General features: G+C 46.8%; 18 protein-coding genes and 4 tRNA genes. 7 read left to right on the plus strand and 15 right to left on the minus strand.

The annotated features are described in order from the left end of the window. The first annotated feature begins 9 nt into the window (after window positions 1-9). Window positions 10-777 carry a hypothetical protein gene (locus M1403_03685; protein MCL4398095.1) on the plus strand — a complete coding sequence of 256 codons (768 nt, stop codon included), beginning with the start codon at window positions 10-12 and terminating at the stop codon, window positions 775-777. Window position 778: 1 nt separating this feature from the next. Beyond that, on the plus strand, window positions 779-1,579 hold the full coding sequence (locus M1403_03690; protein MCL4398096.1) for a hypothetical protein: 801 nt from the start codon (window positions 779-781) through the stop codon (window positions 1,577-1,579). 37 nt (window positions 1,580-1,616) lie between these two features. Here M1403_03690 and M1403_03695 read toward each other — a convergent pair. The 4 genes from M1403_03695 to rpmG form a co-directional block, all read right to left on the minus strand. After that, window positions 1,617-1,687 (minus strand) — tRNA-Trp (locus M1403_03695). 9 nt (window positions 1,688-1,696) lie between these two features. Then, entirely contained in the window at window positions 1,697-2,650 is a 954-nt protein-coding gene (locus M1403_03700; protein ID MCL4398097.1) for a D-alanine--D-alanine ligase, read from the minus strand. Beyond that, on the minus strand, window positions 2,637-3,767 hold the full coding sequence (locus M1403_03705; GenBank protein MCL4398098.1) for a Mur ligase family protein: 1,131 nt from the start codon (window positions 3,765-3,767) through the stop codon (window positions 2,637-2,639). Before M1403_03705 ends, M1403_03700 begins: the two co-directional genes overlap by 14 nt. A gap of 45 nt (window positions 3,768-3,812) precedes the next feature. Beyond that, entirely contained in the window at window positions 3,813-3,986 is a 174-nt protein-coding gene (gene rpmG / locus M1403_03710) for a 50S ribosomal protein L33 (GenBank protein ID MCL4398099.1), read from the minus strand. Window positions 3,987-4,609: 623 nt separating this feature from the next. Between rpmG and M1403_03715 the strand changes: the two genes are divergently transcribed. Next, a complete protein-coding gene (locus M1403_03715; GenBank protein MCL4398100.1) occupies window positions 4,610-5,041 on the plus strand; it encodes a hypothetical protein in 432 nt (143 codons plus the stop codon). A gap of 100 nt (window positions 5,042-5,141) precedes the next feature. Here the strand turns inward: M1403_03715 and M1403_03720 are convergent. Further along, window positions 5,142-5,213 (minus strand) — tRNA-Thr (locus tag M1403_03720). Between the two features lie 9 nt (window positions 5,214-5,222). Here M1403_03720 and M1403_03725 point away from each other — a divergent pair. Further along, window positions 5,223-6,191, plus strand: coding sequence for an alpha/beta fold hydrolase (locus tag M1403_03725; protein MCL4398101.1), 969 nt, complete (start codon window positions 5,223-5,225; stop codon window positions 6,189-6,191). Here M1403_03725 and M1403_03730 read toward each other — a convergent pair. Further along, complete coding sequence (locus M1403_03730) at window positions 6,181-7,164, minus strand: CvpA family protein (GenBank protein MCL4398102.1); 984 nt, start codon at window positions 7,162-7,164, stop codon at window positions 6,181-6,183. The genes M1403_03725 and M1403_03730 overlap by 11 nt on opposite strands. Before the next feature lie 93 nt (window positions 7,165-7,257). Continuing rightward, a tRNA-Tyr gene (locus tag M1403_03735) sits at window positions 7,258-7,345 on the minus strand. 28 nt (window positions 7,346-7,373) lie between these two features. Here M1403_03735 and M1403_03740 point away from each other — a divergent pair. Next, window positions 7,374-7,862 (plus strand): class I SAM-dependent methyltransferase, encoded by a 489-nt coding sequence (locus M1403_03740; GenBank protein MCL4398103.1) that lies wholly within the window; start codon window positions 7,374-7,376, stop codon window positions 7,860-7,862. Here the strand turns inward: M1403_03740 and M1403_03745 are convergent. Next, window positions 7,862-7,933: transfer RNA gene (locus tag M1403_03745), tRNA-Thr, on the minus strand. The two genes, M1403_03740 and M1403_03745, sit on opposite strands and share 1 nt — an antisense overlap. A gap of 245 nt (window positions 7,934-8,178) precedes the next feature. Beyond that, on the minus strand, window positions 8,179-8,802 hold the full coding sequence (locus tag M1403_03750; protein MCL4398104.1) for a site-2 protease family protein: 624 nt from the start codon (window positions 8,800-8,802) through the stop codon (window positions 8,179-8,181). Between the two features lie 17 nt (window positions 8,803-8,819). Between M1403_03750 and rpmB the strand changes: the two genes are divergently transcribed. Further along, on the plus strand, window positions 8,820-9,041 hold the full coding sequence (gene rpmB, locus M1403_03755) for a 50S ribosomal protein L28 (GenBank protein ID MCL4398105.1): 222 nt from the start codon (window positions 8,820-8,822) through the stop codon (window positions 9,039-9,041). A 207-nt stretch (window positions 9,042-9,248) separates the two neighbouring features. On the opposite strand, the gene M1403_03760 is transcribed toward rpmB, so the two are convergent. Continuing rightward, window positions 9,249-10,073, minus strand: coding sequence for a hypothetical protein (locus tag M1403_03760; GenBank protein MCL4398106.1), 825 nt, complete (start codon window positions 10,071-10,073; stop codon window positions 9,249-9,251). A 38-nt stretch (window positions 10,074-10,111) separates the two neighbouring features. On the opposite strand from M1403_03760, the gene M1403_03765 reads away from it, so the two are divergent. After that, window positions 10,112-10,315: a hypothetical protein gene (locus M1403_03765; protein MCL4398107.1), complete on the plus strand. Its 204-nt coding sequence runs from the start codon at window positions 10,112-10,114 to the stop codon at window positions 10,313-10,315. Here the strand turns inward: M1403_03765 and def are convergent. From def to M1403_03790, 5 genes are read right to left on the minus strand one after another with little or no spacing between them, the layout of a single operon-like run. Next, window positions 10,312-10,842 carry a peptide deformylase gene (gene def, locus M1403_03770; protein ID MCL4398108.1) on the minus strand — a complete coding sequence of 177 codons (531 nt, stop codon included), beginning with the start codon at window positions 10,840-10,842 and terminating at the stop codon, window positions 10,312-10,314. The two genes, M1403_03765 and def, sit on opposite strands and share 4 nt — an antisense overlap. Before the next feature lie 34 nt (window positions 10,843-10,876). Next, window positions 10,877-12,493, minus strand: coding sequence for a hypothetical protein (locus M1403_03775; GenBank protein MCL4398109.1), 1,617 nt, complete (start codon window positions 12,491-12,493; stop codon window positions 10,877-10,879). Next, complete coding sequence (locus M1403_03780) at window positions 12,456-13,574, minus strand: hypothetical protein (protein MCL4398110.1); 1,119 nt, start codon at window positions 13,572-13,574, stop codon at window positions 12,456-12,458. The genes M1403_03775 and M1403_03780 overlap by 38 nt, the downstream gene beginning before the upstream one ends. A 41-nt stretch (window positions 13,575-13,615) precedes the next feature. After that, entirely contained in the window at window positions 13,616-14,215 is a 600-nt protein-coding gene (locus tag M1403_03785) for a hypothetical protein (GenBank protein ID MCL4398111.1), read from the minus strand. Between the two features lie 3 nt (window positions 14,216-14,218). Continuing rightward, window positions 14,219-15,103 carry a prenyltransferase gene (locus M1403_03790; GenBank protein MCL4398112.1) on the minus strand — a complete coding sequence of 295 codons (885 nt, stop codon included), beginning with the start codon at window positions 15,101-15,103 and terminating at the stop codon, window positions 14,219-14,221. Between the last annotated feature and the right edge of the window lie 13 nt (window positions 15,104-15,116).

Consider the following 15,116-nt stretch of genomic DNA (forward strand, 5'->3'; position numbering starts at 1 on the left):
TAACTCGAAATGGATTTAAAGAAAATTCTGACAACTCAACTAGCCCGTAAAGTTCCCGAGATTATTGCCCTGTTTTGGATAATTAAACTTTTAACAACAGCTCTGGGGGAATCGGTTTCTGATTATTTAGTCCACACGATTAATCCGGTTATTGCCGTGTTATTAGGAGCGGTGGGGTTGGCTGTGGCTATTGTTCTTCAGTTCTGGGCAAAAAAGTATATTGCCGGGATTTATTGGCTGGCTGTGGTGATGGTTGCTATTTTTGGAACCATGGCGGCGGATGTGGTCCATATTGTTTTGGGTGTGCCGTATTTAATCTCCACCATCTTTTTTTCCATCTGTCTAGTTATCATTTTCAATATTTGGTACAAGACTGAGCATAGCTTATCCATCCACACCATTAATAACCCGGGCAGGGAAGTGTTTTATTGGACAACAGTCATGATTACTTTTGCCTTGGGAACTGCTGCCGGAGACATGACAGCGATTACGTTGGGTTGGGGCTATCTGGCATCCGGGATACTCTTTATAATACTTTTTCTTATGCCGCTATTCGCCAGAAAATTCTTTAAGGCCAACGAAACCTTGACTTTTTGGCTGGCTTACATCGTCACCCGGCCGTTGGGCGCCTCTTTTGCCGACTATTTTGGCCGGACGCCGGATTTGGGAGGCCTGGGATATGGCACGGGAAGAACCAGTATTGTCTTAGTCACCCTGATTGTGGTTTTTGTCGGCTATCTCGCTATTTCCCGTAAAGATGTCAAGACGGGGAGATAAGATGTTTAAAACTCACAGAACTTTAAAAATTATCGGTTTAACCTTTCCGGTCTTGGTTATGGTTGGGATAATCGGTTTTCTTGTCTTTGCCCCCTCAGTACTGTTGACATTTAATCCCGCTGATGTGCCGCTGATTACCGCCAATCCGGTCCAGCTTGATCAGATTTTTGCCGTGTCTTTATTCCGGTCCGGTATCGGTCATGATTACTCGTTTAGTTCCTGGGACGGCGAAACCTGTCGAAGCATGAAACACTACTTTAACTGGGGCCGAAACGACATCAACGGTCAGGCGATTCGTTCCTTGCCAACAGCCAATCATCCTAATATACAGGTATACGCTCCCTTTGATGGAAGAATTACCGGAAACTATCAGGACAGTATGTCCCTTGGGACTCAGGTCCATATTGCTGCGGCCAAAAATCCGGCTTACTTTGTCCGGTTATTCCATATTGATCTTCTACCCACCCTTCATGTCGGGAGCAGGGTGAAATCCGGACAACTTGTGGGAAATATCGGGCCCAAAGACGGTATGGATGTTTCGTATGAAGCCCAACTATTCCCCGGCAAAGAAGTTTTTCTTTCCATTTTTGACTATATGACGCCGCAGGCATTTGCTCCTTACGCTGCCAAAGGGTTTAAACCGGGCGATTTTATTTTAACCCGCGCCCAAGCCGATGCCAAAAACTACCAATGTAACGGCGAGACATTTACCAAAGGCGATCAAATAGAAGGCCAGTCCACCCCCGCCACCGAATTTGCCGGCTATGTCAAGCTTGGCCCCGCCCCTAAGGAACAGCTCTAAGAAAGATTGTTAGCGTGCTCTGAATTGCAATAATTTGCAGGGGTGGTAGGAATCGAACCTACGTTGCGGGTTTTGGAGACTCGCGGCCTGCCACTGACCGACACCCCTTCGACTGTATTATATCTTATATGAACTTTTGAGGGCAGATTCGCTCTTGTTGCGGTCAAGGGCGAGGGTAATAAGTTTGTCTAATAATTTAGAGTAGGGTAATCCGGAAACTTCCCAGAGTTTGGGGTACATGCTGATATTGGTAAATCCGGGAATAGTATTGATCTCATTAATAAGTACTTCACCGTTCGGTTTTAAGAACATATCCACCCGGGCCATCCCTTCACAACACAAAACCTTGTAGGTTTTAATGGCTAAGTCTTGTATCTTGGTAATTTGTTTCTTGGTTATTCTCGCAGGGATTTCAGTTTTTGTTGGTGAAATGTATTTAGCATCATAGTCATAAAATTCATGGCTGGGTAAAACTTCGCCGGGCAGAGAAGCGATGGGATTTTCATTTCCCAAAACAGAAATTTCCAATTCCCGGCCATCGATGGTTTCTTCAATTAGTATTTTCCGGTCATATTGAAAAGCAAGTTTTGTCGCTTTAGCCAATTCTTTCTGATTATGAACTTTAGAAATTCCCACCGACGATCCGGTGTTTGCCGGTTTAACAAAACACGGGTATTTTACTTTGCTGTAGTCAGTAGTCAGTGGCCGGTGGTCAAACACTTGAAACTTTGCTGTGGGAATCCCCGCATCCCGCAGTAATCTCTTTTGCACCTCTTTATCCATGCCCACGGCTGAGCCCAAAACGCCGGCGCCTACAAAAGGGATATTTAGTATTTTTAATAATCCTTGCATAGTTCCATCTTCGCCGTTTGTTCCGTGCAGAACAGGAAAAACCACATCGAATTTCTTCAGTTGTTCGAAATTAAACTTTCCGTTTTTGGGGATAAGCAGGGGAGTAATGGCATATTTTTTCCGGTCCAGAGCGGCCAAGACATTTTTTGCCGACTGCGATGAGACTTCGTGTTCTGCCGACCGCCCGCCGAAAAGAATGGCAACTTTAAGCTTGCGCATAAACAGCTCTTTGTTTGTTCCAAAACTTTCCCCGGCGGCAGAGTTTGGAAGAATCGGTCTTATTCGCAAGACACATTTCCACCGCGCCTTCTAAAAAGATGGTATTTTGCGAGCCCTTAAATAAGACGACATCTTTCGGCTTAATAAACTCCTGTAAAAATTTTCCGGCTTGAGAAAAATTATCGAATTGGTACGGCGTTTTGGCATACTGTTTCCATAAGGGGCCGACGGTAACAATAACATTGGCACATTCTCTGGCCGTGCGAAAGACCTCTTTGTGAGATTTTTCCGCTAAACTGCCGAGCTCGCGCATATCTCCCAGAACGGCAATCTTGCGGCCTTTGCAACCTGCAAGCCTTTTTAAGGCGTTTGTCGTGGGAACAGGAGAAGAATTGTAGCTGGAATCAATTATTGTACTGTCATTTATTCCATCAAATAACTGCCACCGGCCCGGCGGTAGCTGGTAGCTGGTAGCTAGATATTGGAGACTGGTTTTTTTATTAACTCCAAATATTTCACCTACTGCCACAGCTGCCGGAGTTGAGGTGCCGTCGTCTTTAAATTTCACCACTTTGGCTTTAGTAGGAATCTCAGGTAAATCGCTATTTACCACCGCCGTGCCGTCGGCCGGTAAAGAAGAGATTAGTTTACTTTTCTCTTTAAAAATATTTTCCACTGATCCCATTTGTTGAGTGTGAACGGGGAGAGCGTTGAGGAAGACTCCGATTTTTGGTTTTACAATTGTTAACAAGTACTCCATATTTTTTGGAGCCTTGAGATCGTCAATACCCATCTCACACACCAAAATTTGAAATTTGAAATTTGAAATTTGAAATGTATGAATCGGAGCCATAACTAGGACTCTGAGCCAGTCGAGAGGGGAGTAATCAGTCATTTTCAGGCCGAGGATAGCCAGGGGGATACCTGACTCTGAATTTGTAGTTCCTGTAGTCTTAACCTTGTATTTTTCTTTTAAAACGGCCTCGATGGCGGCGACCGCCGAACTTTTTCCGGCGCTGCCCGTTACTCCGATAATCACCGGCTTGATTTGGGAAAGTTTAAGCTTGGCAAAAAATTTGAGGTATTCGAGGATGAAGCGAGATAAAATCCTTTTCATCAACTACTATCCTACTAACTCGCTAACTTACTAACAAGCTAATAGTTACTTCAGCTTTTCTCTTTCTTTGTGTTCCGTGTGTTTTTTGCACTTGCGGCAATACTTTTTGAGCACGAGTTTATCCTTGTTCTCCAATTTATTCTTGGAGGTCAGATAGTTCAAGGTACCGCAAACGGCACACACAAGACCCAATTTAACAGTTGCTTCTGCTTTTGCCATGAGGGGATTGTACCAAATAAACGCTTCAGCCCGCAAGAGCCACCCAAAAGCCCCACGGTGACCGCAGGGCTTAGGTTGGGCCCTTTCCCTTTTAAAGAGACTCGGCCTGGTATCGGCTAAGAATGTGATAGCAAGGCTGAGTGTCTTTTAATCCTTGAAATTTTGCAACCTCAAGAATTGACACCCTCACGCCGTTGCCTTGGTCTATGCCCGAGACCATTTCAACAATTTCATCGCCGGCAGCGACCTCTGCGCAAGCTGCTCGTGTAATTCGAGAGCATTTAACTCCATTTTTTTTGCACCCTTCGCAATTTGCCATATTTTCACCTCCTAACTTAAAAACAATTTTCTCCTGAATAGATAAAGTTTGTCTTTTAGCTTCTGTGACCGTAAAACAAAAAAGCACGCCTAACTTAAGCGTGCGATTTTCGAATAGAGTCGTTAACGGCTCTGCGCACCGAGCATCTTCATGTTCGGGGCTAAGAGTCGTGGGGCGGGAATTGGAGCCTGCCCTTGCCCTTTTCTATCGATCGTTTTCGGACTTACAATAATCTTATCTGTTTCTTACAATTAATGTCAAGAGAGGATTTGCCTTTAATTACCCTATAGTATATAATAATGCTATGGTGTTAGCTTTTAACGAAAAGTTAAAAGGCAATTGGTATGTCGAGAAAAGAGTCAAGGAAGCACTGAGGCGACACGAGAGTGATGGCCAGTATCAGACTGCTGACTTAACCTACCTTGGAGTGACCGAGAGCCCGGATGAAATTGCGGCTATATTTTCTTGTCTGGCCCAGAATTCATCAGGAGAAAAAAGAATTTACGCTCGGCCGAGTTGCACCAGTGATGAATTAAGAAAATATCGGGTGACTGAAGTTTATCTTACAGCCCGTGAGGCTGACAAAGTTAAAGCCTTTCAGGCCACATTAATTGATGAAATACGCCGACGCCGTGCGGAAATTTTAAATGAACTGGGATTATCCATGCTGAGTCTTCTTTTCCGGCCTGATTTTCCAATCAAGAAAATCATTCCTAGGGACGGAATGGACAGGTAGAAACAAGTTAGAATCCGTGATCGTGGGAGTTTAAGAAATGGAGCCGAAGCCGGGAAGAACCGGTTCGCCAATTGGCGAACTCCGAACCCGGGACCTCGAGAGCCTGAGATGGGAATCGGACCCATTACTTCTTCCTTACCAAGGAAGCGTTCTACCGGTGAACTACCCAGGCAAATTTGCTATGATTTTAGCATATATGCTTAGGACTTGGCTGGCAGGAGTGCTTTTGGCAGTAGTTTCTTTTCTGTCTCCGGCGGTTCCTCAGATTAAACAAATCGCCCCATTGCCGCTCAAACAATATACTTTTGCCAATTTACACCAGCGGGAATTCAAACCATCGAGTATAAATATTACTCAAAAAATTAAAGATGGTCAGAAATATTCTGTCTGGGAGTTCTGGTTTAATTCCGACGGCAAAAAAGCGAGCGGAACCATTAATCTCCCGGCGGGCGTGGCCACTACCAGCGCTTTCACCAAACCGGCCATTGTTATGCTTCACGGCTTTGTTGATGGTGACTATTACCCCGGCTACGGCACGGAGCATCTGGCGGCAGTTCTGGCCCAAAACGGCTTTGTCACTTTCGCCCCGGACTATCTGGGCTATGGCAGTTCGGACAAACCCAGTGCCGATGTCTTTGAAGAAAGATTTCAAACCTATACGGTCACGCTGAATTTAATAGCATCTGTCCGGCAGTATCAGAAGAATTTAGGCCTGTGGGGTCATTCTAACGGCGGGCAGATTGCCCTGTCGGTTCTGGAAATAAGCGGCCAAAATATCCCGACGGTTTTGTGGGCTCCGGTTTCTAAACCTTTCCCGTACAACATCTTGTTTTACACCGATACTTTCGACGACCAGGGAAAAACTCTCCGCCGTGAGCTGGCGCAATTTGAACAAAATTATGATGTGGAAGATTATTCCACCCCCAACTTTTTTGACTGGTTAAACGCGCCGATAATGCTTCAACAAGGCTCCGCAGATACGCTGGTGCCCCAAGGCTGGTCGGACCAGTTAAGCCAAACACTTAAAGGCAAGAAAAAAGATGTTACCTATAAAGTTTATTCGGGCAATGATCACAACATGCTGCCGGGGTGGGATAAAGCCGCGCAAGACGCGGTGAATTTCTTTAAAAAGACCTTGTCTAGTTCGTGAAGTCCTGCGTAAACATCTTTCCATACACCCCCGCGTCGATAACGCCGACTCCAATTTTATGAAAGTCCGGTGACAAAATATTGGCCCGATGCTCGGGAGAGTTAATCAAGCCGATATCCGCTAAATTAGTTGTCGGGGCATAGGCAATATTTTCCCCGGCGGCCAAAAAGAAAATCCCGGCGGCATGCATTCGGTCAAAAGGGCTAGCTCCGTCGGGGCTGATGTGGGAAAAGTAGCCGCGGGCAAACATATCTTTCGAATGATTGCGGGCGATTTCAGTAAGTTTGCTGTCCAGAGTCAGCGGCGCCAGGTGGGCCGATTGGCGCTGACTATTAACAAAATTAAGCATTTCCAGTTCTCCGGCAGTGTCGATACTCGTATTGGTCGTCGAAAAATGCAGGTCGACTGTGTCGCTGCCGGTCGGCCGGACGGTTAAAAAGTTGAGGGTTTCCTCAACAGCGCCGCCAAAAATCCGTCCCATGGTTTGCTCCAAAGCGACCGTTTCTTCATACACTTTTCCGCCAATCCGGGAGTCAATAATATTCCTCTTTAGTCCCGGCGAGACGGGCAGGGAAATTAAAACAGCAATAATAAAAGCCAGGATAATCAGCCCGTCAATAATGGCCGGAATAATGCCTGACATATGGTTCTCGAAGGATTCCAGGATTTTCGGCGGCACGCGGAGGTAGAGCTTCAAAAGCAAGTGGGCGAGAATCAGTTCACTGATAATAGCTGTAATTAAAAACCCGGTGGCGTTGGCCAGACTTAGGGAAAAAGAAAAGTTGGCGATAAAAAGCTGGGCGGCAAACGGGTAGAATTTCAGGGCTAGCAAAAAGGCGCCGATAAAACTGCCCATGTCGATTAGGAGGGCAAAGAAACCGCGCCGGAAACCGTTGACAGCATATAAGGCTAAAAATATCAGGATGACTAAATCCACCCAGTTGCCATGCAGGGCCGGGAAGTCGGAAGACATAAAGTAAATATCTCTTCGCCATGAAAGAAGCGGAAAAAAAGGAAGTAAGAGAAAAAAAAGAGCGGGTGCGCCATGCATAGCTTAAGCAAAGTGTGGTGCTGAGGCCAGGATTCGAACCTGGGTAGCCCTTTCGAGCGCCAGATTTACAGTCTGGTGCGTTTGACCGCTCCGCCACCTCAGCAAGGGTATAATGATATTATACCGTAATTATGCTGATTTTCCTCTATGGCCTCGAAATTTTAGTAGTCCTTGGCGTCTTTATTTTTGTTGTCATTAACGGCTATTCGATTATCTGGGGCGCGCCCTATGTTTCGAGCACCGATAACCGGGTCAGAAAAATGGTGGCCATGCTGGGACTCAAGAAGGGGGCGCGGGTCGCGGATCTGGGCGCCGGCAATGGGATAATTGTCAGAGAATTGTTGGCGAAGGGTTACGACGCTTACGGCTACGAAATTAGTCCCTGGCTGGTTTGGCGCTCGGGACTACGAAACCGGATATTTTTGCAAGACTACTGGCGGGCCGATCTTTCCGGTTATCAGGCCATAACTGTCTATGGCATTCCCTATATCATGAAGCGGCTGGAGAAAAAGCTCTGGAAGGAACTGCCTAAAGGAACCAAAATTGTCAGTTCGTCGTTTAAGTTTCCCGGCAAGAAGCCGATTAAAGAGAACGGCTTTGTGTATTTGTATAAAATTTGAGCCGCCTCTCAGGATTGGACTGAGGACCTACTGTTTACAAAACAGTCGCTCTACCACTGAGCTAAGGCGGCAATAGGGAAATTATATCAAAGGAGACAGAAGAAAAGGTTCCCCAAGGGGGTTTGGCAGAAAGTGGTTCCCCGGAAAAATATTTTGTGAGACCTACCCTAAACCGTTATGATCTAAGGCTCCGGGCTCAATTTCCGTTCGAACGCTGTCGAGGAAAATACCTTTCCGCCTTGGCGCCTCTAAGAGAACCTCTGAATATTATTATACTCTAAACCGTCAAGCAAAGTACCCCGATTTAGCTTCAAATTTACGGTAACAGCAAACGAAGAAGGGTTTGAGTAATGGGAAGAACTATATCGTTGATAATGCCGCTAAACAAGAAAAGAATGATAAAAATAAATAGCAGACCGAAACGCTCTAAACTTAAGAAAGCTGCAGCCAGATCATCCGGAAGTAACCCCGCCAAAACCTTTGAGCCGTCCAACGGCGGAACGGGGAGCAAGTTGAAAACAGCCAAGACCACATTAATTTCCACTCCGTAAAAACAAAGACTTTGAATAAAAGATAATAGGGCGGGGTCGATGATGAAGATATCGCTTATCCGTAAGACAATACTAAATAAAAGAGCAATTATGATGTTTGTTACTGGCCCGGCAGCTGCTGTCAAAGCTGTATCCTTTTTGGGATCACGAAAATTAAAGGGATCAATGGGCACGGGTTTGGCCGCGCCAAAAACTACCGGCGAGCCGGTCACAATTAGGATTAAAGGCAACGCAATAGTCATGACCGGGTCAATGTGAGGAAGAGGATTAAGTGTGAGCCGCCGAGACAATCTGGCTGTTGGATCACCCAGTCGGTCGGCAACCCAGCCGTGAGAAATCTCGTGAAGAATCACGGAGTAGATGAGGATTGCGAACTGAAGGATAAACATGATACAATTCTATCATAATGTTAGTTTGTGAAATTTGCGGTAAAGGTGCGCAATACGGCCATAATATCCGCCACACTCATACCGGACAGTGGGAAAAACGGGCTTCCAAGACCCGGCGGATTTTCCTGCCTAATATTCAAAAAGGGAAGGTGTTTCTAAACGGTAAAATTCAAAATGTCCGGGCTTGCGCCTCGTGCCTGGCTAAGTACAAAGTAAAGTACGCTCCTGCCCATGCCTAAAACCCGCGGTGAGGCCTGGATCGAGAATGCTCCAACCCGAGATTGCCAAAGACCCTGTCGTTTCTGGAAATTCTGTAACGGCTTGGCGTTGGCCGGACGCCACTGCACTAATAAAGAAACACAAAATGCAGCCCCCGATAAAAAAGGCGGTTGCGACTCTTTTAGACCCCAAGAAAGAGCGACACCACAGTCCAGGCGGCTCCAGACTTATAAAATGATCGGGGAAAGGCAGGATTGAGCTTTCTGCGGTTTTTTACCTTCGTACTGAATTTCGTCAAGAACAAGTTTGTTGCCTTCTAAATGACATTGGAGAATCTTCATTCGCTTACCTTCCGGCGTTACTGTCCATAATCCCGGCCAAGGAGTTACTGCCCGGAATTGGTTATATGTCTGTAGACCATAGGCGGTAGACCGTAGCTGATCCCAGTCTACAAACCCATCCTGCTTGGTCAGCAGCTTGGTGTAAGTAGCCTTAGATTTGTCTTGGGGTAGGAGTTTTGTCTGTTTCATAGAGTTAATTATCGTCGGGAGCTCCTTGGCTACCTCTTCAAATAGGCGGGTGTAGAGTTTGCCGGCGGTATCATCCTTCAGGATCGGGTACTCTTTCTGCCAGAGAATCGGCCCGGTGTCCAAAGTTTTTTCCAGTTTAAAAATGGTTACCCAAGCGGTCTTATCGCCCCGAAGTAAAGTTGCCTGCACCGGTGAGGCGCCGCGGAATTCCGGCAGTTTACTAAAATGAATGTTAAAAGTGCCTAAGCGTGGGAGATTTAAGGCATTTTCCGGAATAATCTGGCCGAAGTCCGCCACTATTCCCAAATCAATGTCTTGAATGTCTTGAATGTCTTTGATGTCTGTTAATGTCTGAACGGAATACTGTTTAGCCCACAATCGGGTAGCAGACGGAGTCATGATTTGTTTCCGTCCCACCGGTTTGTCCGGCCGGGTAACAACCGCTACCAGATTAAAATTGGCTTTTAAAGTTTCCAGAACCGGTAAACAATAGGCTGAGGTGCCGAAAAAGATCACGCGCATATCTTGATTTTACAATATTTGGGTCATATAATTTTTTTATGCTAAACCCCCTCACGGAAGTCGAATTGTATCAACAAATGATGCTCTCGGCCTTAGAGCAGAAGGATAAAATTGAGGCCGAGAAAACCGGTTCTGAATTAACGGGCGGGACCAATCCGGTTAAAATAGTGCCGGCAGAAAGGGTTTCCTTAGGAACGAGACTACGCATTTCCCTCAGAGAGCTTTTTAACGGTTGGGATTAGAGTTCCACTTCTTCCCATTCCTCTTTGCCTTTTTTGTCTTTGCCGTTAGTTTTGTACAGCCTGCCATTTTGTTCCAAGATTCGCTCGACAAAGATTTTGCCGTTGAGATGGTCCATTTCGTGCTGGATGACCGTCGCAGGAAAGCCGCTGAATTTTTCATTTTTCATTTCGAATTTTTCATTTTGGTATTTGACCACGAGCCACTGATAACGCTTAACAACGCCGTAGTATTTCGGCACCGAGAGACAGCCTTCCAGCGGGGCCTTCTTGTCTTCCGGCTGGAACTGTTCGCTATGGTCGACAATTTCCGGATTAATAAAAGTGTAGACGGGCGAACTTTTTTTGGTGTCAAACCTAGCCAAAAATAACCGGTAGGGCAGCCCGACCTGGTTTGCCGCCAGCCCGACTCCTTCCGGATCTTTCTGGGAGACCAAAACATGCTTCATTTCTTCGATAATTTTTGCCAGTCCCGCCATGGCCGGATTCACAGGCTTGGTAGCCTGGCGCAAAATTTCATTTGGAGCCATCACAATAGAATACATGGGGCAATTATACAATTTTTTATTCCCGAAGGCCGAGACGGCGGCGCAGTTGGTCAAGAGTTGCCGGCAAACTGAAGCCGCTGATTGTCGGGGGGGCAGGCTGAACTTGGACAGGTTGTCCGGTTAAGGTGGAACCGCTTTCGTAATCAAAGACATATTTCCACCACGCGCCGGGCAGATGTTTAAACCACCATTTTTTATATTGATAGCCGTCACAATTCCAAAGATCGCAGTTAATGTCTTTATAATTTGGCGGGCTGGGCAAATTTGGGTATTTAAGCCAGTCATCGCAGGCTGATTTAACCACGCGCTTATTGCTCCAGTCATAATCAGTGAGACTGTTTGGGGCATAATGGATGCTGCCGCATTCTGCCTGGCCGGGCGTATTCTTGTCTACCATGATAAACTTATCCCAGCTAATCGGTCCATTGATTACCCAGTTGCCTTCAACGTGCTCCATGGCTGATTCGGTCCGGTGGCCAAGGTCTTCCAGAGCCTCACTTATGCCCCGCTCGTAGTTGAAACCCATTATGGGCAGCAGCTTTTGACAGGTTGTTTTTTCCAGTGGCGGCGAGTTATACCAAAAAGCATTCGGCCCGGCCAGGGTTGACTCGTAATAGCCAAAATATGGACCGCCCCAGAGCCAGACCTCGTCAATTTCCCCCCGGTTTCTTTTCTCGCATGATTGGTAAGTGGCAAGAATTTTCAGGTAATCAACGCCATCCGGCTGGTGGCAGGTGCCGCTGCTACCCAGACAGTTAAGATAAGCGTCTTCGGTATATTTAAAACCGTCAGCCTTTACGCCGAAATCATCAATTTCGTGTCTTTCCACTACCTGGATATTAACTTTCCCGCCGCTGACTTCTTTGAGGTCGGAAATTATCTGGGAAGTGAGAGTGTCCGGGTTATTCCAGCCTTTATAAGTAATCAGCCGCTGGCCGTTATGGTTTTTCAAGACGGGATTAAAAATTAAAAGCTGAACCTTCTTTGTGATGGTGCTGCCGGTGCTCGGCGTGGAGGCGCTGATGTTTAATGTCCGCACCTGCCCGTCGGTGACATTGCGGCTGATGGGGTTGCCAGAAGTATCAATGCCTGCAACCACCGAAGAGGAGTCATAGGACAGAGAGGCAGAGGAACCTTTTAAAGTAAAATTAACAATAGTGCCTCCCGGAGCCACGAGGGGGTAGCAAACAAACGGTTCTTTGATGGTGCATGGGGCGCCTAAGTCAATGGTAACCGTTCCGGGAGTACCGGTATCGATAATATTTAGCATTTTCATTTTACCAGGGTCAAAATTTTTGGTTACCAGGTCGCCGGGTGAGACGTTGTTAATGATTAGTTTGGCGGGGTCATATTTTAAAACTAGGTGCACGGCGGAAACTTTGATCGGATTGCTGCCAAGAGCGGGGATGATATCCAAAGTGGCGTGATTTTCCGCAGTAGTTATCGCCGTCTGGCCGCTTTTATTAAAAACCAGGGAAACCTTGTCATCAGCGGCTTTACTGCCGGTATTGATCTGCTGGCGCACGACTAAAGTAGCCGCAATTAAACCGCCGACCAAAAGCAGGAGCATGAAGATTGCTGCAATAGTGCCTTTTCTATTTTCCATAGTTGGCGACCATGTTGTTGTAATCATAAATCCGCGAAGAAGTGTAACTGCTCATCAGGAAATCAAAATCCCTGATGTCCACCTTGCCGTCATTGTTAAAATCTCCGGGTCTGGTAGACACACTTACCTGGATCCGGCTTTTACTGCCGCAGTTTTGGTAGATAGTCCCGTCTAATGAGGTGTAGGGATAGCCGACAAAAGGATTACCTGTGCAACCGGTGTTGGCATTGGTTCGGGCATCGCAAATTACCCAGTAAGCGCCGGCTTTGGGGAAAGTGATGCTTTGGTTGGCACAACCACCGCTCTTGTTGTAATTACACATTGTTGTCCAGGAGGCTGACGAGGTTGGACCCCAATAGAGCTGGCCATTGGCCGCGTTCGAATAGGTAAAACCATAGCCGGAAGTTGCCCGGCCGACTACGGCGGTAGCTGGTCCGGAAACCGAACAGGAAGCGACACCGCCGGAATTGGCCATAAAATGCCACCAGAGGTCAGCGTAACCATTAGCCGGAACATTGACAGTCACGGAATTTCCCGGCCCGACCAAACTGGTGTGACAACCGATTTGGTTATAGCACAAACTGTAGCCGGAGATGGTGTAACCGGCGGGAGCGGAAGGCACCGCCACAGTATGCGATCCGGCGGAAATATTGGGAAAACTGTAGGAACTTTTACTGGAATTGCCCAATTGGCTTTCGGTCGTCCTACCATCGAGAGTAATAATTTTAGGGTTAAAAGCGGGGTTAGAGCAGTCCTGGGCAAACCCCAAGACTTTGCAGCCCTGGATGGTGCCGGTGCCGGCGGGTTTTGGGGGGGGAGCGATCCCGGTTCCGCTGCTGCAGGAAATTCTTTGGTTGCAGCCGTCAAGGCAGGTGCCGTTGGAGCAACTGTTGTCGCCGTACTGGTTATGCCGGCAAACTCCGGGTTTGTTCCAAAGACAGCGGGAGTTATTGCAGTCATTTTCATTATTGTTCTGGGCGCAATTTCCCGGAGCATTTAGCCAGTCCGTACAACTGCCCAGGCAGGCTCCATAGACTGGCGGGATTGGCTTAAGAATGAAAAGAATTACGAGCAGCGGGCCAATGACGGCGACAAGAACTTTTTTCATTCTCTACAAGTCAACATCCTTTTATCACAAGTTGTCAAGACTTACGGCACTCCCGGCCAGCCGAAGAGCAGAACGGCGGTGGCCATAATTCCGTTCGAAATAATTAATCCGGCAATAAGTTCTTCTTTTGTATGTTGTTTGAGAACTAATCTTGCCCAGACTAATGGAATAAGAAGTAAGAAGAGCCATAAATACTTGCTGTGTGTCATAAAGTTAACTCCCCAGAAAGCTCCGGAGGCAACCATCATGTGGGCACTGATCTTAAACCTGAGAACGGCGTAGCAAAAAATTCCGGCAATTATTCCTACGGTCATTAAGAGCGAAAGGTGAAAAACAGTCGAATTAGTCAGAAGCCAAGTGAGAACCAGAACAATTACCCAAAAGGGTATGTAGATGGGGATCAAAATTAGACGGTCTTTAAGCCGGGTCCATTCAATGGTTATTCCTCTTTTCCTAAGAAGGATATAGGTTGACAGAAGGGTGGGGATTGCCAAGCCAATAACAAATATTAGGGTATAAACCCAAAGGGCTTTCCAGAAACCAATGCCGCTTTTGACCGCTACCGCCAGCCAGAGGAGGCAAAGAAGGGGCAAAGGGCCCAGTAAGCGGGAAATTATAAAGGCCAGGTCCTTTTTGGCCATAACCTATTTATATATAAAACCGGCGAAGTAGTAAACAGTAAAAATAATGACCATAATAATCGCGCCTAAATCCGAGGCAAAGACACCAAAGTGCTCGCCGGTGCGCAGGAGTTCGTGGAGCCGGGCGCGGTTATGATAAATCGTTAAGCCGAACTGGGCGGCGGTGAAAAGGAAAAAGATAAGCGTGACAATGTACATGTACCACCAGTGGAGCGTGATAAACATGGTGACAAAGCCAAGGATAGCGGATAAGAAAGCCAGAATTTCAATCAGAATAAGGTTATTTCTTTCGCCGAGAATAACCGCCGTGGTGTGAATTCCAGCTTGCCTGTCAGCGTCAATGTCGGCTCCTTCGTTAACCAGTTGAATGGCCGGAAAGCCCAGAGAGAAAAAAGCCATGACCAGCCACTCATGCCAGGTGAAAGGAATTCCGGCCAGTTGGTAGTAAGCCACATACGGCAGCAGGGCACAGCCGACGGTAACGGCGGCCAACTCCAAGAACGGCCATTGCTTTAGCCGGATGATCGGCGCGGAATAAGCGAAAAGAATTAAAAAGCCAACCAGAGCAATCCAGATTAATCCTTGCCCTGCTAATATCGCGATTCCTAAAATGGCTGTAATCAGAAAAGACACAAGGGTAAACTGGCGGGAAACCCCGTGTTTGATAATGCCCTTTGACCGTTCGGGGTTATGCAAATCCGTATCGAACGAATCCACCAGTTCGTTAATTAAAAAGGCGCTGAAATAAATCCCGATAAACCCGGCAGCCAAAAGAATTAACCTGGACAAGGGAATAAAGACTCCCGTATCTAAGGCGGCAATAAACAAAGTGCTCGCCCCGGGCAAGACTTCGCGAATCCGAAAGACTTGTAACCAATTCTTATTCATTAAGTTACGTGAT

The organism is Patescibacteria group bacterium, from assembly GCA_023380635.1.
In the GTDB taxonomy this organism is placed as follows: Bacteria; Patescibacteriota; Microgenomatia; order JAMCZE01; family JAMCZE01; genus JAMCRP01.

Bases quoted from the DNA above. Each gene is read 5' to 3' on its own strand.
- M1403_03685 (MCL4398095.1), top strand. From the start codon at position 10: ATGGATTTAAAGAAAATTCTGACAACTCAACTAGCCCGTAAAGTTCCC.
- M1403_03690 (MCL4398096.1), top strand. From the start codon at position 779: ATGTTTAAAACTCACAGAACTTTAAAAATTATCGGTTTAACCTTTCCG.
- M1403_03700 (MCL4398097.1), bottom strand. From the start codon at position 2,650: ATGCGCAAGCTTAAAGTTGCCATTCTTTTCGGCGGGCGGTCGGCAGAA.
- M1403_03705 (MCL4398098.1), bottom strand. From the start codon at position 3,767: ATGAAAAGGATTTTATCTCGCTTCATCCTCGAATACCTCAAATTTTTT.
- rpmG (MCL4398099.1), bottom strand. From the start codon at position 3,986: ATGGCAAAAGCAGAAGCAACTGTTAAATTGGGTCTTGTGTGTGCCGTT.
- M1403_03715 (MCL4398100.1), top strand. From the start codon at position 4,610: ATGGTGTTAGCTTTTAACGAAAAGTTAAAAGGCAATTGGTATGTCGAG.
- M1403_03725 (MCL4398101.1), top strand. From the start codon at position 5,223: ATGATTTTAGCATATATGCTTAGGACTTGGCTGGCAGGAGTGCTTTTG.
- M1403_03730 (MCL4398102.1), bottom strand. From the start codon at position 7,164: ATGTCTTCCGACTTCCCGGCCCTGCATGGCAACTGGGTGGATTTAGTC.
- M1403_03740 (MCL4398103.1), top strand. From the start codon at position 7,374: ATGCTGATTTTCCTCTATGGCCTCGAAATTTTAGTAGTCCTTGGCGTC.
- M1403_03750 (MCL4398104.1), bottom strand. From the start codon at position 8,802: ATGTTTATCCTTCAGTTCGCAATCCTCATCTACTCCGTGATTCTTCAC.
- rpmB (MCL4398105.1), top strand. From the start codon at position 8,820: ATGTTAGTTTGTGAAATTTGCGGTAAAGGTGCGCAATACGGCCATAAT.
- M1403_03760 (MCL4398106.1), bottom strand. From the start codon at position 10,073: ATGCGCGTGATCTTTTTCGGCACCTCAGCCTATTGTTTACCGGTTCTG.
- M1403_03765 (MCL4398107.1), top strand. From the start codon at position 10,112: ATGCTAAACCCCCTCACGGAAGTCGAATTGTATCAACAAATGATGCTC.
- def (MCL4398108.1), bottom strand. From the start codon at position 10,842: ATGGCTCCAAATGAAATTTTGCGCCAGGCTACCAAGCCTGTGAATCCG.
- M1403_03775 (MCL4398109.1), bottom strand. From the start codon at position 12,493: ATGATTACAACAACATGGTCGCCAACTATGGAAAATAGAAAAGGCACT.
- M1403_03780 (MCL4398110.1), bottom strand. From the start codon at position 13,574: ATGAAAAAAGTTCTTGTCGCCGTCATTGGCCCGCTGCTCGTAATTCTT.
- M1403_03785 (MCL4398111.1), bottom strand. From the start codon at position 14,215: ATGGCCAAAAAGGACCTGGCCTTTATAATTTCCCGCTTACTGGGCCCT.
- M1403_03790 (MCL4398112.1), bottom strand. From the start codon at position 15,103: ATGAATAAGAATTGGTTACAAGTCTTTCGGATTCGCGAAGTCTTGCCC.